This window comes from Mesorhizobium sp. M7A.F.Ca.MR.245.00.0.0, from assembly GCF_003997415.1.
In the GTDB taxonomy this organism is placed as follows: Bacteria; Pseudomonadota; Alphaproteobacteria; order Rhizobiales; family Rhizobiaceae; genus Mesorhizobium.
On the sequence record NZ_RZTE01000014.1, the window covers coordinates 71,909 to 91,799 of the forward strand.

The 19,891-nt window shown below is 63.7% G+C and carries 15 protein-coding genes; 4 read left to right on the forward strand and 11 right to left on the reverse strand.

Translation table 11 applies throughout. From position 1 onward, the window contains the following. The first annotated feature begins 5 nt into the window (after window positions 1-5). Window positions 6-1,541 carry a mannitol dehydrogenase family protein gene (locus tag EOB80_RS16520; RefSeq protein WP_127328611.1) on the forward strand — a complete coding sequence of 512 codons (1,536 nt, stop codon included), beginning with the start codon at window positions 6-8 and terminating at the stop codon, window positions 1,539-1,541. A gap of 119 nt (window positions 1,542-1,660) precedes the next feature. Here the strand turns inward: EOB80_RS16520 and EOB80_RS16525 are convergent, their stop codons facing one another. The 8 genes from EOB80_RS16525 to EOB80_RS16560 form a co-directional block, all read right to left on the reverse strand. Then, on the reverse strand, window positions 1,661-2,068 hold the full coding sequence (locus EOB80_RS16525; protein WP_127328612.1) for a F0F1 ATP synthase subunit epsilon: 408 nt from the start codon (window positions 2,066-2,068) through the stop codon (window positions 1,661-1,663). A gap of 244 nt (window positions 2,069-2,312) precedes the next feature. After that, on the reverse strand, window positions 2,313-3,905 hold the full coding sequence (gene atpD / locus EOB80_RS16530; protein ID WP_164762633.1) for a F0F1 ATP synthase subunit beta: 1,593 nt from the start codon (window positions 3,903-3,905) through the stop codon (window positions 2,313-2,315). Between the two features lie 70 nt (window positions 3,906-3,975). Continuing rightward, complete coding sequence (locus EOB80_RS16535; protein ID WP_127328613.1) at window positions 3,976-4,860, reverse strand: F0F1 ATP synthase subunit gamma; 885 nt, start codon at window positions 4,858-4,860, stop codon at window positions 3,976-3,978. A gap of 31 nt (window positions 4,861-4,891) precedes the next feature. Further along, window positions 4,892-6,421, reverse strand: coding sequence for a F0F1 ATP synthase subunit alpha (atpA, locus tag EOB80_RS16540; protein WP_023811756.1), 1,530 nt, complete (start codon window positions 6,419-6,421; stop codon window positions 4,892-4,894). Further along, window positions 6,421-6,981, reverse strand: coding sequence for a F0F1 ATP synthase subunit delta (locus tag EOB80_RS16545; RefSeq protein ID WP_127328614.1), 561 nt, complete (start codon window positions 6,979-6,981; stop codon window positions 6,421-6,423). Before EOB80_RS16545 ends, atpA begins: the two co-directional genes overlap by 1 nt. 246 nt (window positions 6,982-7,227) lie before the next feature. Then, window positions 7,228-7,623 carry a DUF4345 family protein gene (locus EOB80_RS16550; protein WP_127261416.1) on the reverse strand — a complete coding sequence of 132 codons (396 nt, stop codon included), beginning with the start codon at window positions 7,621-7,623 and terminating at the stop codon, window positions 7,228-7,230. A 95-nt stretch (window positions 7,624-7,718) separates the two neighbouring features. Further along, the gene (locus tag EOB80_RS16555; RefSeq protein WP_127328615.1) at window positions 7,719-8,414 is read right to left on the reverse strand and encodes an aspartate/glutamate racemase family protein; all 696 of its coding nucleotides are present in this window, start codon (window positions 8,412-8,414) and stop codon (window positions 7,719-7,721) included. 300 nt (window positions 8,415-8,714) lie between these two features. After that, complete coding sequence (locus EOB80_RS16560) at window positions 8,715-10,898, reverse strand: primosomal protein N' (protein ID WP_127328616.1); 2,184 nt, start codon at window positions 10,896-10,898, stop codon at window positions 8,715-8,717. A gap of 90 nt (window positions 10,899-10,988) precedes the next feature. On the opposite strand from EOB80_RS16560, the gene fsa reads away from it, so the two are divergent. Continuing rightward, the gene (gene fsa / locus EOB80_RS16565) at window positions 10,989-11,645 is read left to right on the forward strand and encodes a fructose-6-phosphate aldolase (protein ID WP_127320636.1); all 657 of its coding nucleotides are present in this window, start codon (window positions 10,989-10,991) and stop codon (window positions 11,643-11,645) included. 87 nt (window positions 11,646-11,732) lie between these two features. Here fsa and EOB80_RS16570 read toward each other — a convergent pair whose 3' ends face one another. From EOB80_RS16570 to leuS, 3 genes are all read right to left on the reverse strand, one after another. Continuing rightward, window positions 11,733-14,405: a DNA translocase FtsK gene (locus tag EOB80_RS16570; RefSeq protein ID WP_127328617.1), complete on the reverse strand. Its 2,673-nt coding sequence runs from the start codon at window positions 14,403-14,405 to the stop codon at window positions 11,733-11,735. A 306-nt stretch (window positions 14,406-14,711) separates the two neighbouring features. Beyond that, window positions 14,712-15,290: an LPS assembly lipoprotein LptE gene (lptE, locus tag EOB80_RS16575; RefSeq protein WP_127328618.1), complete on the reverse strand. Its 579-nt coding sequence runs from the start codon at window positions 15,288-15,290 to the stop codon at window positions 14,712-14,714. Continuing rightward, on the reverse strand, window positions 15,277-17,901 hold the full coding sequence (leuS, locus tag EOB80_RS16580) for a leucine--tRNA ligase (protein ID WP_127328619.1): 2,625 nt from the start codon (window positions 17,899-17,901) through the stop codon (window positions 15,277-15,279). Before leuS ends, lptE begins: the two co-directional genes overlap by 14 nt. A gap of 155 nt (window positions 17,902-18,056) precedes the next feature. Between leuS and EOB80_RS16585 the strand changes: the two genes are divergently transcribed. Both EOB80_RS16585 and EOB80_RS16590 read left to right on the forward strand, forming a co-directional pair. Next, window positions 18,057-18,719: a YggS family pyridoxal phosphate-dependent enzyme gene (locus EOB80_RS16585; protein WP_127328620.1), complete on the forward strand. Its 663-nt coding sequence runs from the start codon at window positions 18,057-18,059 to the stop codon at window positions 18,717-18,719. Between the two features lie 111 nt (window positions 18,720-18,830). Continuing rightward, window positions 18,831-19,880, forward strand: a complete 1,050-nt coding sequence (locus EOB80_RS16590; protein WP_127328621.1) for an aldo/keto reductase — start codon at window positions 18,831-18,833, stop codon at window positions 19,878-19,880. Window positions 19,881-19,891 lie beyond the last annotated feature (11 nt).

The window sequence follows — 19,891 nt, forward strand, 5'->3', positions numbered from 1 at the left end:
CACTCATGTCATCCGACCAGACCAGTCGCACCACGACGACCGAACGCCTTTCCACTAAGACCGTGCGCGCACTGCCGGCTTCGATCGCGACACCTGCGTATGATCGCAGCCGCATCGTCCCGGGCATCGTGCACCTTGGTGTCGGCGCCTTCCACCGCGCCCATCAGGCAGCCTATGTCGACGATTGCCTGGCGGCAGGCGAGGCGGATTGGGGCATAACAGGCGTTTCGCTGCGCAGCACCGACACGCGCGACGCTCTCACGCCGCAGGACGGGCTCTACACGCTGGCGATCAGAAGCAGTGGAACCGAAAAGCTTCAGGTCATCGGCTCGATCGGCGCGATGCTGGTGGCGCCCGAAGACCCCAGCGCTGTGCTGGCCACGCTGACCGATCCGGGCACCCGCATCGTCACGCTGACGATCACCGAAAAAGCCTATCTGAGGGCGGCAGGCGGCGGATTGGACGCCGCACATCCCGATATCGCCTATGATCTGGCCAATCCTCGGATGCCGAAGACAGCGCATGGTTTTCTGACCGAGGCGCTTGCCCTGCGACGCGCCGCCGGCACGCCGCCCTTCACTGTCCTGTGTTGCGACAATTTGCCGGCCAACGGCGCCACGCTGCACCGGCTGTTGGTCGAATTCGCCCAGTTGCGAGATGCCGGGCTCGCCCAATCGAGTGATGTCGGAATTGCCGACCACATCGCACACCAGGTCGCGTTTCCCTCCAGCATGGTCGATCGCATCGTGCCTGCAACCACCGACGCCGATCGGGCGCGGATCGCTGAAGAACTCGGCGTCGAGGATGCCTGGCCCGTGATGACCGAGCCGTTTTGTCAGTGGGTGGTCGAAGATAAGTTCCCGACTGGCCGGCCCGCGTGGGAACAATTCGGCGTCACCATGGTTCGCGACGTCGGCCCGTTCGAGGACATGAAGCTCAGGCTGCTCAACGGCTCGCATTCGGCAATCGCCTATCTTGGCCTGCTCAGCGGTCATGCCACCGTCGACCGCGCCTTCGCCGACCCGGCGATCCGCCAATTCGTCGATGCCTTGTGGGCCGAAGCCATCCCGACCCTGCCCGAGGATGCCGGATTGGACACGAGCGCCTATATTGCGGAGCTCGCGGAGCGTTTTTCCAACACTGCACTTGCCCATCGCACGGCGCAGATCGCCAATGACGGCAGCCAGAAACTGCCGCAGCGCATCGTCGCCTCCGCCATCGAATGCCTCGAAGCCGGTACTGAACTGGTCCATCTGACCCTGGTGGTGGCTGCCTGGATCGCCGCCTGCGCCGCGCGAGGGAAAACCTTGCCGGAGGGCCATTTCACCGACCCGCTCGACGCGGCGTTGAAGGAACTTTTGAGTGAGCAACTGCCGGCCAACGAAACCGTGACCGCGGTGTTCGACCTGGCCGGCTTCGCCAGGGACCATGCCGAGCGGCAGACATTGATCGAACTCGTGGCTGTCCATCTCGTCCACCTGCGACGGGACGGTCCGACCCTGGCCTTCGCTGCGCTTGGCATACAGAGCGAGCAGACCTGAGCTATGGCCTCGCGGTTATGATGTCGGCGGGACAGCGCCCCTGGGCGCGAAGGATCACGACAGAACGCCCGTCCTGCGCGCTACCAATGTGAGGGCATGAATTCCAGACCGCTCCGGCCTTACGCCGGAAGAATAGCGCCTTCCAGCGTGGTGAGCTGGCTAAGGAACTGCTCCGCCTTGCTGCGAGCCTCGTCGTCCTTGGCGTCGGCAGCGTCTTCCCTGGCTTCCTGGATGCGGCGTGCGAGATCGGCGCGGTCGACATCCTTCACCGCGACCGCCGATTCCGCCAGCAGCGTGCAGCCGGCCGGAACGATGTCGGCGAAGCCGCCGAACACCACATAGCGCTCTTCGCCGCCCGCCGCGGTCTTCACCGTGACGACGCCCGGCTTGATCGTGGTCATGACCGGGGCGTGATGCGCCATCACGGTCATCTCGCCTTCGGCGCCCGGAATGACAACCGATTCGACCTGCTCGGAAACGAGCAAGCGCTCCGGCGAGACCAGTTCGAACTTGAAAGCTTCAGCCATTATCGTATCCGTTCAACCCACTCGGGCGGCACCCACACAAAATGTATGGTTGCCGATTGGCTCAGAGAGTTGGAGATCTCCAACTGACCGAGTTTTTCGTGCCATTCCTCCACAGTCCACTCTCGACCGATGAGAGTGTTCAACTCTGCGACGTCTTCCTCTGGAAAATCCGAAAGAAACTCATCACTGAGCCGAAGTAACCGGACCCGATCGCCTTGAGCGTACTCGGGTCTGCTATCTTTCATCAGGCCGCTTCAGCCGCGAGGCGCTGTGCCTTCTCGACCGCTTCCTCGATGCCGCCGACCATGTAGAAGGCAGCTTCCGGAAGGTGATCGTAGTCGCCGTTGCAGAGGCCCTTGAAGCCCTTGATGGTGTCGGCGAGGTCGACCAGCTTGCCCGGCGCGCCGGTGAACACTTCGGCGACGAAGAACGGCTGCGACAGGAAGCGCTCGATCTTGCGGGCGCGGGCCACGGTCTGCTTGTCCTCTTCCGACAGCTCGTCCATGCCCAGAATGGCGATGATGTCCTGCAGCGACTTGTAGCGCTGGAGGATCGACTGCACCTGGCGGGCGACGCCATAGTGTTCGTCGCCGACGACCAGCGGGTCGAGCATGCGCGAGGTCGAATCCAGCGGATCGACCGCCGGATAAATGCCCTTTTCGGCGATGGCGCGGTTCAACGTCGTGGTCGCGTCAAGGTGGGCGAACGAGGTCGCCGGCGCCGGATCAGTCAGATCGTCGGCGGGCACGTAGATGGCCTGCACGGACGTGATCGAGCCCTTGGTGGTGGTGGTGATACGTTCCTGCAGCGCGCCCATGTCGGTGGCGAGCGTCGGCTGATAGCCCACGGCCGAAGGAATACGGCCGAGCAGAGCCGACACTTCCGAACCAGCCTGCGTGAAGCGGAAGATGTTGTCGACGAAGAACAGCACGTCCTGGCCCTGGTCGCGGAAGTATTCCGCAACCGTCAGGCCGGTCAGGCCGACGCGGGCGCGCGCGCCCGGCGGCTCGTTCATCTGGCCATAGACGAGTGCGGCCTTGGAGCCTTCGCCGCCGCCCTTCTTGTTGACGCCGGATTCGATGAACTCGTGATACAGATCGTTGCCTTCGCGGGTGCGCTCGCCGACGCCGGCGAACACCGAATAGCCGCCATGCGCCTTGGCGATGTTGTTGATCAGTTCCTGGATCAGCACGGTCTTGCCGACGCCGGCGCCGCCGAACAGGCCGATCTTGCCGCCCTTGGCGTAGGGAGCCAGCAGGTCGAGCACCTTGATGCCGGTGATCAGGATCTGCGCTTCCGTCGACTGCTCGACATAGGTCGGAGCCGGCTGGTGGATGGAGCGCATCTCGGTCGCGTCGACCGGGCCTTCTTCGTCGACCGGCTCGCCGATGACATTGATGATGCGGCCGAGCATGCCCGGGCCGACCGGCACGGTGATCGGCGCGCCGGTGTCACGCACTTCCTGGCCGCGAACCAGACCTTCGGTCGAGTCCATGGCGATGCAGCGCACGGTGTTTTCACCCAGATGCTGGGCAACTTCGAGCACCAGGCGGTTGCCGACATTGGTCGTCTCGAGCGCGTTCAGGATCGCCGGCAGGTGATCGCCGAACTGCACGTCGACAACGGCGCCGATGACCTGGCGGACCTTGCCGGCAACGCCCGTTGCCTTGGTGGCCACTGCCGATGTCTTGGCAGCAGCGGCCTTCACCGGTGCTGCCGACTTGGCCGGGGCCGCCTTCGCGGCTGCTGCTGGAGCCTTTGCCGCCTTCGCGGGGGCTGCGGTTTTCGCGGCTGCGGCCTTGGGGGCTGCCTTCTGGGGGGTCGCTGCTTTCGCCATCGTCTTTACCCTTTTTCGTCCTTTGTTTCTCACGCGGTCCGATCGCGGGTCGATGACCCGCGAACCACGCCTAGAGCGCCTCGGCGCCCGAAATGATTTCGATCAGTTCCTTGGTGATCTGCGCCTGCCGCTGGCGGTTGTAGGTGATCGACAGCTTGTTGATCATGTCGCCGGCGTTGCGCGTCGCATTGTCCATGGCGCTCATCTTGGCGCCCATTTCGCCGGCCACATTCTCGAGCAGCGCCCGGAAAACCTGCACGGAGATGTTGCGCGGAATGAGGTCGGAGAGGATTTCGCCCGGCTCCGGCTCATATTCGTAGACGGCGTTGCCGCCATCGATCGCCTCGGCCGGAGCCGAAGCAACGCCGGCCGGAATGATCTGCTGCGCGGTCGGGATCTGGCTGATCACCGACTTGAACTGCGAATAGAACAGCGTGCAGATGTCGAAGCCGCCTTCGTTGAAGAGGTGGATGACCTTCTTGGCGATGGCATCGGCATTGACGAAGCCGAGTGTCTTGACCTCGCGCAGGTCGACTCGGTCGATGATCATCGACGAATAGTCGCGGCGCAGGATGTCGAAACCCTTCTTGCCGACGCAGATGATCTTGACCTGCTTGCCGTCGGCCAAAAGCTTTCGGATATGGTCGCGGGCAAGGCGGGCGATCTGCGAATTGAAGCCGCCGCACAGGCCGCGCTCGGCGGTGCAGACGACGAGCAGATGCACGTCGTCCTTGCCGGTGCCGGTCATCAGCGCCGGGGCATCGCCGCCGCCGCCGATGGCCTGGGTGATGTTGGCCAGAACGGAACCCATGCGCTCCGAATAGGGACGCGCCGCTTCCGCGGCCTCTTGCGCACGGCGCAGCTTCGCCGCGGCGACCATCTGCATCGCCTTGGTGATCTTCTGCGTCGCCTTGACCGAGGCGATACGGTTACGAAGGTCTTTTAATGAAGGCATGCTTCAAACCTGATCCCGTCTTGCAATTCGCTCAGGCGAAGGTCTTGGCGAAAGCGTCGATCTCGGCCTTCAGCTTGGCGCGCAGATCGTCCGACAGCGCCTTTTCCTTGCGGATGGCATCAAGGACGTCCTTGCCGGCCGAACGCATGTGGCTGAGCAGGCCATGCTCGAACTTGCCGACCTGGTTGACCGGCAGCTTGTCGAGATAGCCGTTGACGCCGGCGAAGATCACCGCGACCTGCTCTTCCGTCTTCAGCGGCGAGAACTGCGGCTGCTTCAGGAGTTCGGTCAGGCGCGATCCGCGGTTGAGCAGGCGCTGCGTGGCGGCGTCGAGATCCGAGCCGAACTGCGCGAAGGCCGCCATTTCGCGGTACTGCGCGAGCTCGCCCTTGATCGAGCCGGCAACCTGCTTCATCGCCTTGATCTGCGCGGCCGAACCGACGCGGCTGACCGACAGACCGACGTTCACCGCAGGACGAATGCCCTGGAAGAACAGGTTGGTTTCGAGGAAGATCTGGCCATCGGTGATCGAGATCACGTTGGTCGGGATATAGGCCGACACGTCGTTGGCCTGCGTCTCGATGATCGGCAGCGCGGTCAGCGAACCACCGCCCAGATCGTCGTTGAGCTTGGCGGCGCGCTCGAGCAGGCGCGAGTGCAGGTAGAAGACGTCGCCCGGATAGGCTTCGCGGCCCGGCGGACGGCGCAGCAGCAGCGACATCTGGCGATAGGCGACGGCCTGCTTCGACAGATCGTCATAGCTGATCAGCGCGTGCATGCCATTGTCGCGGAAATATTCGCCCATGGTGGCGCCGGCGAACGGCGCCAGGAACTGCATCGGCGCCGGATCGGAAGCGGTGGCGGCGACGATGATCGAATATTCGAGCGCGCCGCGCTCTTCCAGCACCTTGACGAACTGCGCGACGGTCGAGCGCTTCTGGCCGACGGCGACGTAGACGCAGTAGAGCTTTTCCTTCTCGGGGCCGTTGTCGTGCACCGATTTCTGGTTGAGCATCGTGTCGAGAATGATGGCGGTCTTGCCGGTCTGGCGATCGCCGATGACCAACTCGCGCTGGCCGCGGCCGACCGGGATCAGCGCATCGATAGCCTTGAGGCCGGTCGACATCGGCTCGTTCACCGATTTGCGCGGGATGATGCCGGGCGCCTTGACGTCGACGCGCTTGCGCTCGACTGCCTTGATCGGACCCTTGCCGTCGATCGGATTGCCGAGCGCGTCGACGACGCGGCCGAGCAGGCCGGGGCCGACGGGAACGTCGACGATGGCGCCGGTGCGCTTGACGATGTCGCCTTCCTTGATGTCGCGGTCGGCGCCGAAGATGACGACGCCGACATTGTCGGCTTCGAGGTTGAGCGCCATGCCGCGGATGCCGCCGGGGAACTCGACCATCTCGCCGGCCTGGACATTGTCGAGGCCGTAGACACGGGCGATACCGTCACCGACGGACAGCACCTGTCCGACTTCGGAGACCTCGGCCTCCTTGCCGAAATTCTTGATCTGGTCTTTCAGAATTGCGGAAATTTCCGCGGCGCGGATGTCCATCAGCCGACCTCTTTCAGTGCAAGCTTGAGCGAATTGAGTTTGGTTTTGAGCGACGTATCGATCTGGCGCGAGCCCATCTTGACCACCAGCCCGCCCAGCAGCGACGGATCGACGGTGACGGAGATAGCCACGTCCTTGCCGGCAACGCTCTTCAGCGCCGCCTTGAGTTCGGTCTGCTGGGCAGCCGTCAGGTCGTGAGCCGACGTCACTTCAGCAGCGGTCTCGCCACGATGTTCGGCTGATATCTGGCGGAACGCCCTGATCATGCCGGGAATGGCGAACAGCCGGCGGTTGCGGGCGACGACGCGCAGGAAATTGCCGGTGAGGCCGGCAATCCCGGCCTTGTCGGCGATTGCCGCGATGGCCTTCGCCTGGTCCTCGCTGGAGAACACCGGGCTGTTGATCAGCCGGGTAAGGTCGGCGCTGCCCGCGAGCATGACTTCGAAGCTGTTGAGGTCGGCTTCGACCTTGGCCACGGAATTTGCCTGCAGGGCGAGTTCGAACAGCGAACCCGCGTAGCGTTCTGCGACACCTGAGATTGGCGATGACGATTGAGCCACGGACCGTCTTTTCTCTTGTCTGACAGGCCGTAGATTGTTGGCGCGAGCAAAAACTCTGGCTAAATCTTTGACCTTACTGCATTTTTTCAAGCACGGAGACGCGGCTTCCGCTATCCCCGGCCGAAAGTCGATTGCCGTCTAGCACAGGCATTTTAAGACCGCAATGCGTCGTTCCGCATGGTTTTCAGGCACTATTGTCGCATCCGGCGAAAGTCACCCGTCTTCCATCGCGGAATACCCAACGATTCAAGGCAGAAAGCCGAAGGCAAAGGCGAGCGGCAACGCCGCCAGCACCAATTCCACCACAATGGAAACCCAATTGAAAGGCGTGTTGGCGCCATCCGACATCATCGACAGCAGCCGGCCGAAGGCGGTGAACAGCCAGGAGAAGCCAAGCGCCATGTAGATCAGCGGCTGCGCCAGCAGGATACAGCACAGGCCGACGCCGAGATAGAAGCCCGACATCCTGCCGCGCCCCTCGGCGATCGCCGCAGCCTTCTCTGGTTTGACCTGCAAGCGCAGGGCACGGAAGGCGAGGCCAGGGGCCAGAAAAAACAAAAGACCGAGCAGCACGGTGACGACGGCGCTCGACCAGGCCAGCCATTCGCCCTGGCTCGTCGGCCATGGAAGCGCAAAATCCATCTTGTCCCCTCGAAATGCCTGTTTTGAAATTCCGGGCATTCTAGCGGAGGAAAAGAAGCGCGCCAGATGGATCCGAGCACTTTAGGCGGCGCGCATCAACCGAGCGCGAATGCCACAGCCGCTTCGGCATGGATGCGCGTCGTGTCGAAGACCGGGATGTCGAAATCCAACTGGCCTATGAGCATGGTGATCTCGGTGCAGCCCATGATGACGCTGTCGGCCGCCTCGTCGCGGCGCAGGCGCTCGGTCTCGGCGATATAGGCCGCCTTTGAAGTCTCCTTGACGATGCCCTGGCACAACTCGTCGTAGATGACGCGATGGACCATGTCGCGCCCGGCGCCATCGGGCACGACAGGGTTCAAGCCAAATCTGTCGGCGAGCCGGCCCTTGTAGAAATCCTGCTCCATGGTGAAGCGCGTCGCCAGCAGCGCCGGACGCTGCATGCCGGCGCGCTTGACCGCCACCGCGGTGGCATCGGCGATGTGGATCAGCGGGATCGACACCGACGCCTGCACCTGATCGGCCAGTTTGTGCATGGTGTTGGTGCACAAAAGCAGACCTTCCGCGCCGCCCGCCTCTAGCTTGCGCGCTGCTTCGACCAGAAGCGCGCCGGCGCCGTCCCAGTCGCCATGATGCTGTCGCTCGGCGATCTCTGCAAAATCGAAGGACCACAGAAGCAGTTTCGCCGAATGCAAGCCGCCCAGCCGATCGCGCACGATCTCGTTGAGCAGGCGATAGTAGATGGCGGTGGATTCCCAGCTCATGCCGCCGATTAGGCCAAGGGTTTTCATTCGGCGACACTCCAGAAGGACCTGATGATCTCTTTCAGCGGATCGAAGTCCACCTGAACCTGTCCCCACGCCATGGCCTCAGATGGTTCCAGCCAATCTTCGCCACGATGATAAGCGCAAAAAACAGAAGGCAATACAGAATTGGGTGGTGGCTAAAAATCAGGCCTGTAACGAAGAAAATACCCAAAATGATCCAACCGGCTCGTAACGCCAAAAAAACGGCACTTGTCAGAAAACTCATGTTCACCCGCTCGCGGTCATTTGTGGGTTACCCACTAAAGATAGCGGTCGGACGCCACGCTACAAGAAGCTCTGCGGATCGATATCGACCTGCACCCTGACCGAACCGCGCTGCTTCGGCCCGTTGGCCAGCATGGCCCTTATAAAACCTTGCATGTCGGCGCGCCGTTCGCCCTGGATCAGCAGGCGGAAACGGTGACGGCCGCCGAGCAGTGACAGCGGCGCCTCCGCCGGCCCCAGCACGAACAGATCGGTCGCCTCGGGCGCGGCGCGGCGCAGGCCGCGTGCATGGCCCTCGGCTTCCGCCCGCGTCACCGCACTGACGATAACGCCCGCGAGCCGGCCGAAGGGCGGCAGGGCAGCCCGTTCGCGCTCGGCGATCTCGCGTTCGTAAAACGCCTCGGCGTCGCCCGAGACGATCGCCCGCATCACCGGGTGGTCGGGCTGAAAAGTCTGCAAAAGGCCAAGGCTCTTCTTGCCGGTGCGGCCGGCGCGGCCGGTGACCTGGCTGAGCAGCTGGAAGGTGCGCTCGGCGGCGCGCGGATCGCCATTGGCCAGTCCGAGATCGGCATCGACGACGCCGACCAGGGTCATGTTGGGAAAGTTGTGGCCCTTGGCGACGAGCTGCGTGCCGATGACGATGTCGGCCTCGCCATCGGCGATCGCCTCCAGCTCCAGCCGCAGCCGCCGCACGCCGCCCATCAGGTCCGACGACAAGACGATGGTACGCGCGTCGGGAAAATGCGTCACGACCTCTTCGGCGATGCGCTCGACACCCGGTCCGCAGGCGACCAGATGGTCGAGCGTGCCGCATTCCGGGCAGGCTTCGGGGCGGCGCTCATTGTGCCCGCAATGATGGCAGACGAGCTGGCCGCGAAAGCGATGCTCGACCAGCCAGGCCGAGCAGACCGGGCAGCCGAAGCGGTGGCCGCAGACCCGGCACAGCGTCAGCGGCGCATAGCCGCGCCGGTTGAGGAACAGCAGCGACTGCTCCTGCCTCTCCAGCGTCTGGCGCATCTGGTCGAGCAGCACCGGCGACAGGAAGCCACCGCGCGCCGGCGGTGCGCGCCGCATGTCGACCGCCTTCAGATGCGGAAGTGCCGCCTCGGCGAAGCGAGCTGAGAGCACGGCCCTGTTGTAGCGGCCCTGGCTGGCGTTGACCCGGCTTTCGACCGACGGCGTCGCCGACGCCAGCACCACCGGAAAGCTGCCGATATGGCCGCGCACCACGGCCATATCACGCGCATTGTAGAAGACGCGGTCCTCTTGCTTGTAGGCAGGGTCGTGCTCCTCATCGACGACGATCAGGCCGAGCTCCTTGAACGGTAGGAACAGCGCCGAGCGCGCGCCGGCGACGACCCGCACGCCGCCTTCCGCCACTTGCCGCCAAACCCGCTCGCGCATCCGCGGCGGCAGGTCGGAATGCCATTCACCCGGCTTGGCGCCGAAGCGCTGCTGGAAGCGCTCGAGAAAGGCATGCGTCAGCGCGATTTCCGGCAGCAGGATCAGCACCTGCCTGCCCTGGTCGAGCGCAGCCGCCACCGCCTCGAAATAGACCTCGGTCTTACCCGATCCGGTGACGCCGTCGAGCAGCGCGACGTTGAACACGCCGGCTGCGACATTGGCGCGCAGCATCTGCGCCGCGGCGCTCTGGTCCGGCATCAGTTCCGGAATGGCGTAGCCGGGATCGGGCGCGGCCACCACCGGGCGCGGCGGGATCATCACGGTCTCGAACACGCCTTGCGCCCTCAGGCCGTCAATCACTGTCGACGACACGCCGGCGGCGTGAGCGAGGCCGGAGCGCGTCCAGGCAAGGCCGCCTTCGGCCGTCTCCAGCACGCGCTGCCTGGCGCCCGTCATCCGGTCGGGTGCGAGAAGCGTGCGCTGCAGCCCCTCGATCCACGGTTCGGGGTCGAATGCTTCCGGCGCCCGAAGCAGCATGCGCGCCACCATGCCTGGCGGCGACAGCGTGTACTGCGCCACCCAGTCGACGAAACGGCGCATCGCGCGGTCGATCGGCGGGCAGTCGAAGACCTGCTCGATGGGGCGCAGCTTTTTCGCGTCGACCTTCTCGACCGCGCCATCCCAGACGATGCCGGCGACCTGCCGCGGCCCGAGCGGCACGCGCACGATCGAGCCCGGCACCACGCGCATGCCGGCCGGCACGGCATAGGTGTAGGGGCGTTCGGCGGGCATCGGCACCAGCACCGGTGCGGCTGCGACAAAGGGCGAATCTTCGATCATGAGGCGTGACCTTGCCCTGACTTTGGTCTAGATCAAAGGCCGACCCCGAATGTGCATGGCATGCACATAAGAATCTTCAGGAGACCCGCCATGAAATTTTTTGTCGACACCGCCGACGTCAAGGATATCCGTGAGCTGAACGATCTGGGGCTGCTCGACGGCGTCACCACCAATCCGTCGCTGATCCTCAAATCCGGCGGCAAGATCGCCGACGTGACCAAAGAGATCTGCGACATCGTCAAGGGTCCGGTCTCGGCTGAAGTCACCGCCACTGAATATTCCGAGATGATGCAGCAGGCCAAGGTTCTGGCCAAGATCGCCGACAATGTCTGCATCAAGGTGCCGCTGACGCTGGACGGTCTCAAGGCCTGCAAGACGATCCGCACCGAGATGAACCGCCTGGTCAACGTCACGCTGTGCTTTTCGGCCAACCAGGCGCTGCTGGCGGCCAAGGCCGGTGCCTCGTTCATCTCGCCCTTCGTCGGCCGCGTCGACGACATCGGCATCGACGGCATGGAGCTGATCCAGGAGATCAGGCAGATCTACGACAATTACGATTTCCAGACCGAGATCCTCGTCGCTTCGGTGCGCACCGTGAACCACGTCAAGCAGGCGGCCCTCATCGGCGCCGATGTCGTGACCGCGCCGCCGGCGACACTGAAGGCGCTGGTCAAGCACCCGCTGACCGACAAGGGCCTGGAACAGTTCCTCGCCGACTGGGCAAAGACCGGCCAATCGATCGGCTGAGAATGGCGATCGGCTGAGACCAATCGCTTGTAATCAAAAAGGCCGGGCAACCGGCCTTTTTTATGTGCGCTTCAAGCGGGCTGCCGATCAGTCCGCGCCATCGTCCTCGGGCGCGCTCGGCTGGCGCCGGCCCATGATGATTTCGCGTTTGCCGACATGGTTGGGTGCGCCGACCAGGCCTTCCTTTTCCATACGCTCGACCAGGGAAGCGGCGCGGTTGTAGCCGATGCCGAGGCGGCGCTGGATGTAGGACGTCGAGCACTTCTTGTCGCGCACCACCACCTTCACCGCCTCGTCGTAGATCGCATCACTGTCTTCGGCTGCAACGGATCCCTTGTCGAAGACCGCGCCCTGGTCTTCTTCGATTTCTTCCTCGTCCTCGTCGGCCGTCACGGTTTCCAGATATTCAGGGCGCCCTTGCGCCTTGAGATGCGCGACCACATGCTCGACCTCGGCGTCGGAAACAAACGGCCCATGCACGCGCGAAATGCGCCCGCCGCCCATCATGTGCAGCATGTCGCCCTGGCCAAGCAATTGTTCGGCGCCCTGCTCGCCCAGGATGGTGCGGCTGTCGATCTTCGATGTCACCTGGAAGGAAATCCGGGTTGGGAAGTTGGCCTTGATCGTGCCGGTGATGACGTCGACCGAGGGGCGCTGCGTTGCCATGATCAGGTGAATGCCGGCAGCGCGCGCCATCTGCGCCAGTCGCTGGATCGCGCCTTCGATCTCCTTGCCGGCGACCATCATCAGGTCGGCCATCTCGTCGACGATGACGACGATGTAGGGCATCGGCGCGAGGTCGATTTCCTGCTGTTCGAAAAGCGGTTCGCCGGTGCCCTTTTCGAAGCCGGTCTGCACGGTCATGACGACGGTTTCGCCCTTGTCGCGGGCTTGAGCGGCACGATCGTTGTAGCCGTCGATGTTGCGCACACCGAGCCGCGCCATCTTGCGATACCGGTCTTCCATTTCGCGCACGGCCCATTTGAGCGCCGTGACGGCTTTCTTGGGATCCGTGACGACGGGCGTCAGAAGATGCGGGATGTGGTCATAGACGGAAAGTTCGAGCATCTTGGGATCGACCATGATCAGCCGGCATTCTTCCGGCTTCAGCCGATAGAGCAACGACAGGATCATGGTGTTGATGGCCACCGACTTGCCGGAGCCCGTGGTTCCGGCCACGAGCAAATGCGGCATCTTCGCCAGCTCGGCGATAACAGGCTCGCCGCCGATCGTCTTGCCGAGACAAAGCGCCAGTTTGCAGCTGGTCTTGCGGAAGCCTTCCGATTCGATCAGCTCCCGGAAATAGACGGTTTCGCGCGTCTCGTTCGGGAGCTCGATGCCGATGACGTTGCGGCCAGGCACGACAGCGACGCGCGCCGAAATCGCCGACATGGAGCGGGCGATATCGTCGGCAAGCCCGATGACGCGGGAAGATTTGACGCCCGGCGCCGGCTCGAACTCATAGAGCGTGACCACCGGGCCTGGGCGAACATGAATGATCTCGCCACGCACGCCGAAGTCTTCGAGCACGCTTTCCAGGAGATCCGCGTTCTGCTCGAGCCGCTCCTGCGACATGTAGAAGCCTTGTCCCTCCGGCGGCTGCTGCAACAGCTCTTCCGAGGGAAGCTCATAGGGATCGCCCGCGGTCGACAGCACGACCTTTCCAGCCCCAGGCAAGCGCGCGGAGCGGGCGGCAACGGCCCGTGCAGAGACCTTCATACTTGGCGCGGCCGAAGCGGAGACGGCGTCGCTTTTGGCGGCTGGGATTGCGACAGGCTGGACCGGCGACGGCGCATTGCTCGCCGGCACGCCGGGTTGGGCGACGGCCTGGTTCGAATTGGCCGGCCAAACATCCGGCAACGGCTTCAAGGCCTGGCCCGGAAGGCAGTCGATGACGCGAAACAACGCGGTGGCATCGGTCCCTGGGCGGATGTCGATCGGCATAGTGGTGACTGGCGCCACGGCCAGCGGCGCAGGCGACGCTGGACCGGTCTGCCGGGCCGGCGACGAAACGTCGACCAGATAGGGTGCCATGGCCTCGAAGAAGGCATGATCCGAAAGATACGGCCAGCGCAGCCTTTCGGTTTTGATCGGGGCGCCCGGAGCAACGGACGCGCGCGCGGATGCCCGTCCCGTTGCGATCGTCCTCGGCGGCACCGGCGCAACCGCTGGCACCTTCTCCCTGGCGCGCGCCGTAGGGACGAAAGCAGCAGCCGGCGGCAGTGGCCCTTGTGTGGCGCGGCCGGCCAGAGGCGGGGAAGCAGGGCTTTTCACCGAAGCCGGCAATGCCAGCAGCGAAGGCGCGGAGGACGCCCCGCCGATCATGGATTGCGCAACGGCTTGCTCTGCCGGGCGCGTCGCGGCGTGTTCGACAACACGCTCGTGCTGCGGACGATGCTTCCTGGCCTCATAGTCCGGCGTGCGTGTAAAACGCACGTTGGGTGCAAGGAAGAAATATTCCTGCCAGGCGGGGCTCTCGATATCGCCGGTTTCCGAAGGCGTATCGTCCGAGCTACCCCTCGGCTCCATATAGGGCCGCTTGTTGCCGCCGAGGTCGACCACCGGCGCGGAATAGCCGGCCTGGCGTGTGGCGGACTGCCGGCCGGCCGGCTCCTTGCGAGCCGGGCGATCAAGGTCGCCTGCCGCGGAAGAACCTCGCTGGCCGCCCCTGTCGCCGATGCTCTCCAAGCGCTTCCCCTCGGGATCATCAGGCGATGCGGCCGTCGACAAATTGACCCGGGAAAAACGCTTGGCTTCCATTCTCAAGACTCACTTTGAAATGTCTGCCGAGCAATAGGGAGCGAGTGGTTAACAGTTGCTTCCCGGATGGATCGCCGACCATCCTGGGCACCAAAATCTTCGTGGTACTGCGAGCGACACGGCACGATCGTCGTCTCGCCGCATACACGCCGGTGGCGCTCTACTCGCCGTGCCGCAGCAGCTCGATGGGTATCTTCGGACAATCCCTGTTCGGGAATCTGGCTCTGTTCGGGATCTAGTCATGATCCCGCGATCACCCCATCATGCCTGGGGCGCCGGACCGTTTCCATGAAGCGATGAGGTGCGCTAGCCGGTCTTGCCGTGCCGGACAAGGTCCTGGGCAATGGACAGCTGCAGCGCTTCCGCCAAATCTCGCGCAGCGCGATTCTCGGCGTCGATCTGCGCCCGGTATGCGGCGAATTCCTGACGCGGCCTGTCGAAGGACGAGGTGATCGAACGCTTGCCGGATGCGATCACAACGCCGGTCTTCGCATCGGCCAGCGTATAGCTGCCGGTCAGCGTCACGGAACCGGCGGTCGGTTCGTCTTCATCCGTTCCGACCTGCACGAGTGCCGCGGACTCGACCGCTTCGGTCACGCCGAGATTGAGCGAATAGACCGGCGAGGCCGGCTCGCCGGCGCCTCGTCCAAACCCGAAAATCAGATTGTTGCGCACCTGTTGGCCGTAACGCGTATTGACCGGCTTGATGCCGATCAACGCCAGTTCGGCACTGGCACTGGCCTGCGAACCCGACAGTGGCGCGCTCGAATAGAGCGGCCGCACCGTGCAGGCCGAGACAAGCGCGAGCGAACCTATCAGGCCGGCAAGCGCAATGCGGCGCAGCAAATGGCTCAACTCTGTCTTTTCCCGATCAGGCAACGACATTGACGATCCTCTGCGGCACGATGATCACCTTGCGCGGAGCCTTACCTTCAAGTGCTTTCTGCACGAAGTCGAGAGCCAATACCGCTTTTTCGACCGCACCTTGGTCCGCGTCGCGGGCAATTGTCAAATCCCCCCGCTTCTTGCCGTTGACCTGTACCGGATAGGTGACTTCGTTGTCGACCACCAGCGCCGGATCGAAGACCGGCCAGGGCCGTTCGGCAACGAGATCGGTGCCGCCAAGCGTTGCCCAGCACTCCTCGGCCAGATGCGGCATGATCGGCGCGATCAGATGCACGAGAATCTCCACCGCCTGCCGACAGGCGCCTCTCAGCGCTGCGTCGGCCTTGCCTTCGGCCACTTCGTTGAGCGGCGTGGTCAGCGCGTTGGCCAGTTCGTAGATGCGGGCGATGGCGCGGTTGAAAGCGAGCTTCTCGATATCCTCTCCGACCGCCTTGAGGATCTTGTGCGCGGCCTTTGAAACCACCGCGGCCTCGCCGCTGCTGGCCGCCACGGGCTTGATGCCGGCCAGTGTTTCGGCGGCCGTCGACACCAGGCGCCAGATGCGCTGGATGAAGCGATGCGCACCGGCGGCGCCATCGTCGGTCCACTCGACATCGCGCTCGGGAGGAGAATCGGACAGCATGAACCAGCGCGCCGTATCGGCGCCGTAGCCATCGGTGATGTCTTCCGGGCTCACCGTGTTCTTTTTCGATTTCGACATCTTTTCCAGCGGACCGATGGTGACGGCCTCGCCGGTGGCGATGTCGATGGCGCTGCGCTTGCCGTCGACGTCCTCCAGCCGAACTTCGGTGGGCGCCAGCCAGCGGCCATTCGATGCCGAGCCGACGCGATAGGTTTCGTGCACCACCATGCCTTGCGTGAACAGGCCCTTGAACGGCTCGGCCAGATCGACATGGCCGGCCTCGCGCATGGCGCGGGTGAAGAAGCGCGAATAGAGCAGATGCAGGATCGCGTGCTCGATCCCGCCAATATACTGGTCGACCGGCAGCCATTCGTTGGCCGCCTTGGGATCGGTCGGTTCATGCGCCCACGGCGCGGTGAAGCGGGCAAAGTACCACGACGAATCGACGAACGTGTCCATCGTGTCGGTTTCGCGCCGCGCATCCCTGCCGCATTGCGGACATTTCACATGGCGCCATGTCGGATGCCGGTCGAGCGGATTGCCCGGGCGATCGAAATCGACATCGTCGGGCAGCTTCACCGGCAGGTCCACCTTCGGCACCGGCACCACTCCGCAAGCCTCGCAATGGATCATCGGGATCGGGCAGCCCCAGTAGCGCTGGCGCGAAATGCCCCAGTCGCGCAGGCGGAAATTCACCTTGCGCTCGGCCATCGGCCGGTTGCCGATCGTCTTCTGCTCCAGCAGTTTGGCGACTTCGTCGAAAGCCTGATCCGGCTTCATGCCGTCGAGAAAGCGCGAATTGATCATCACGCCGTCATCGACATAGGCTTCGTCGATGATCTGGAACGTCGCCGGATTCTCGCCTTCCGGCATCACCACCGGAATCACCGGCAGGCCGTATTTGTTGGCGAAGTCGAGGTCGCGCTGGTCGCCGGACGGACAGCCGAAAATGGCGCCGGTGCCGTATTCCATCAGCACGAAATTGGCAACATAGACCGGCAGCGTCCAGTTGTGGTCAAACGGATGGACGACGCGGAGGCCGGTGTCAAAACCCTTCTTCTCAGCTGTCTCCAGCGCCGCCACCGAGGTGCCCACATGGCCGATATCCTCGATGAACTTCGCCAGCGCCGGATTGTGCGCAGCGGCCTTCTTGGCCAACGGATGATCGGCGGCGACAGCCATGAAGGAAGCGCCGAAGATGGTGTCGGGCCTTGTCGTATAGACTTCCAACTCATGCTCGCCATCAGAGGCGTCGGCCAGAGGCCAGCGGATCAGCAGGCCTTCCGAGCGGCCGATCCAGTTCTGCTGCATCAGCTTCACTTTTTCCGGCCATTCGTCGAGGCCGTCGAGCGAATCCAGCAGATCCTGCGCGAAATCGGTGATCTTGAAGAACCACTGCGTCAGTTCGCGCTGTTCGACCAGCGCGCCCGAGCGCCAGCCGCGTCCATCGATGACCTGCTCGTTGGCGAGCACGGTCATGTCCTCCGGATCCCAGTTGACCTTGGAGGATTTGCGCGTCACCAGCCCCTTCTCGACGAAGTCGAGGAACAGCATCTGCTGGCGGTGATAATAGTCGACGTCACAGGTGGCGAATTCGCGCGCCCAGTCCAGCGACAGCCCCATGACCTTGAGCTGCTCGCGCATGGTGGCGATGTTCTGGTAGGTCCATTCCTTGGGATGGACCTTGTTCTGCATCGCCGCGTTTTCGGCCGGCATGCCGAAGGCGTCCCAGCCCATCGGGTGCAGCACGTTGAAACCCTTGGCCCGCTTGTAGCGCGCCACCACGTCGCCCATCGTGTAATTGCGGGTATGACCGATATGGATGCGCCCCGACGGATAGGGGAACATCTCCAGCACATAGTATTTCGGGCGCGGATCGTCATTGTGCGCTTCGAACAGCTTCTTGGCGTCCCAGGCCTTCTGCCATTTGGGCTCTGACGCGCGCGGATTGTATCGTTCGGTTGCCATGGGACGTTTTTCACTTAAAAGCATGCGCGAACTGCGGGCGACGGCTCGGCAGTTCAGGGAATGTGGTCCGGGTGTTCACCATGGTTTGGCAAACCCGTCAACCATATGGGTATCGCGTCTGACAAAAACGCCGGTCAAAACAGCAGGATTTGCATATGGGCGATGCCGTTCAGCAGTTTTTCGCGGTCAAGGCGAAGATCGACGCCGCCGAGCGCGAGGCCGGCCGCGAAACCGGCGCCGTGACGCTGGTCGCAGTCTCAAAGACCTTCGACGCTGCCGACATCGGCCCGGTCATCGAGGCCGGCCAGCGCGTCTTCGGCGAAAACCGGGTGCAGGAGGCGCAAGCCAAATGGCCTGACCTGAAGGACGCATTTCCCGACATCGAACTGCATCTGATCGGCCCGTTGCAATCCAACAAGGCTCGGGAAGCGGTAGCGCTGTTCGACGTCATCGAGACGATCGATCGCGAGAAGATCGCCGCCGAACTGGCCAAGGAGATCGCCAAACAGGGCCGCGCGCCAAAGCTCTATGTCCAGGTCAACACCGGCTCCGAGCCGCAGAAGGCCGGCATCGAGCCGCGCGAGGCCGTGGCCTTCGTCGCCCGCTGCCGCGACGTGCATGGCCTCGCCATCGAGGGCCTGATGTGCATCCCGCCGGCCGACGAGAACCCCGGCCCCCACTTCGCCCTGCTGGAAAAGCTTGGGCATGAGGCCGGCGTCGCCAGACTGTCGATGGGCATGTCCGGCGATTATGAGACCGCGATCGCCTTCGGCGCCACCAGCGTCCGCGTCGGTTCGGCGATCTTCGGCAGCCGCTGAGACCCAACGGCCTTTGGGCCAATCCGACAGGCTCGTTGCTCCAGGACTGGAAACGAAACGTACCGTTCCTATTTTGCTTTGCGTCATCACAAACTCTCTGGAGCCGCCATCATGCGCTACAACCAGCTTGGAAATACGGGGATGTTCGTCTCCGAACTGTGCCTCGGCACCATGACCTTCGGCGCCGCCGGTCAGAATGCCCAATGGGGCCTGATCGCCAGCCTCGACCAGCAGGGTGTCAACGAGATCGTTGCCCATTCGCTCGCCGCCGGCGTCAATTTCTTCGATACGGCCGACGTCTACTCCTTTGGCGAATCCGAACGGCTGCTCGGCCAGTCGCTCAGGGATCTCGGTGTGAACAGGCAGAACGTGGTCATCGCCACCAAGGCGCATGGCGCCATGGGCGAAGGCCCCAACCAGCGCGGCTCGTCACGCGGCCACATCATGGACTCGGTCGATGCCAGCTTGGAGCGGCTGCAGCTCGACCATATCGATCTCTATCAGCTGCACGGCACCGACACCGTGACGCCGATCGACGAAACGCTGCGGGCGCTCGACGATCTGGTTGCCAGCGGCAAGGTTCGCTATGTCGGCGTCTCCAACTGGGCGGCATGGCGCATCGCCAAGGCGCTCGGTATCGCCGAGCGCAAGGGCTTCGCCCGCTTCGAGACAGTGCAATCCTACTATTCGATCGCCGGCCGCGACCTCGAGCGCGAGATCGTGCCGCTGCTCAACGAAGAGAAGCTCGGCCTGATGGTGTGGTCGCCGATGGCCGGCGGCCTGCTCTCCGGCAAGTACGGCCCCGGCGCGCCCGGCAATGGCGAAGGCCGCCGCGCGTCCTTCAACTTCCCGCCGGTCAACGAAGACCGCGCCTGGGCCGCGGTGGCCGTCATGCGCGAAATCGCCAAAAAGCATGATGTCAGCGTCGCCACGGTGGCGCTCGGCTATGTCCTGGCCAAGCCCTTCGTAATGAGCGTCATCATCGGCGCCAGCCGCATGGAGCAGCTGGAGCAGAACCTTGCCGCGACTGATGTGAAGCTCGACACAGACGATCTGCTTCGTCTCGACGAGGTCAGCGCCCTGCCATCCGAATATCCCGGCTGGATGCTGGAACGCCAGGCAGCGGGCCGCCGCCCGGCGCCGTTCATGCCGAAAGCATAAATACAGCCCAC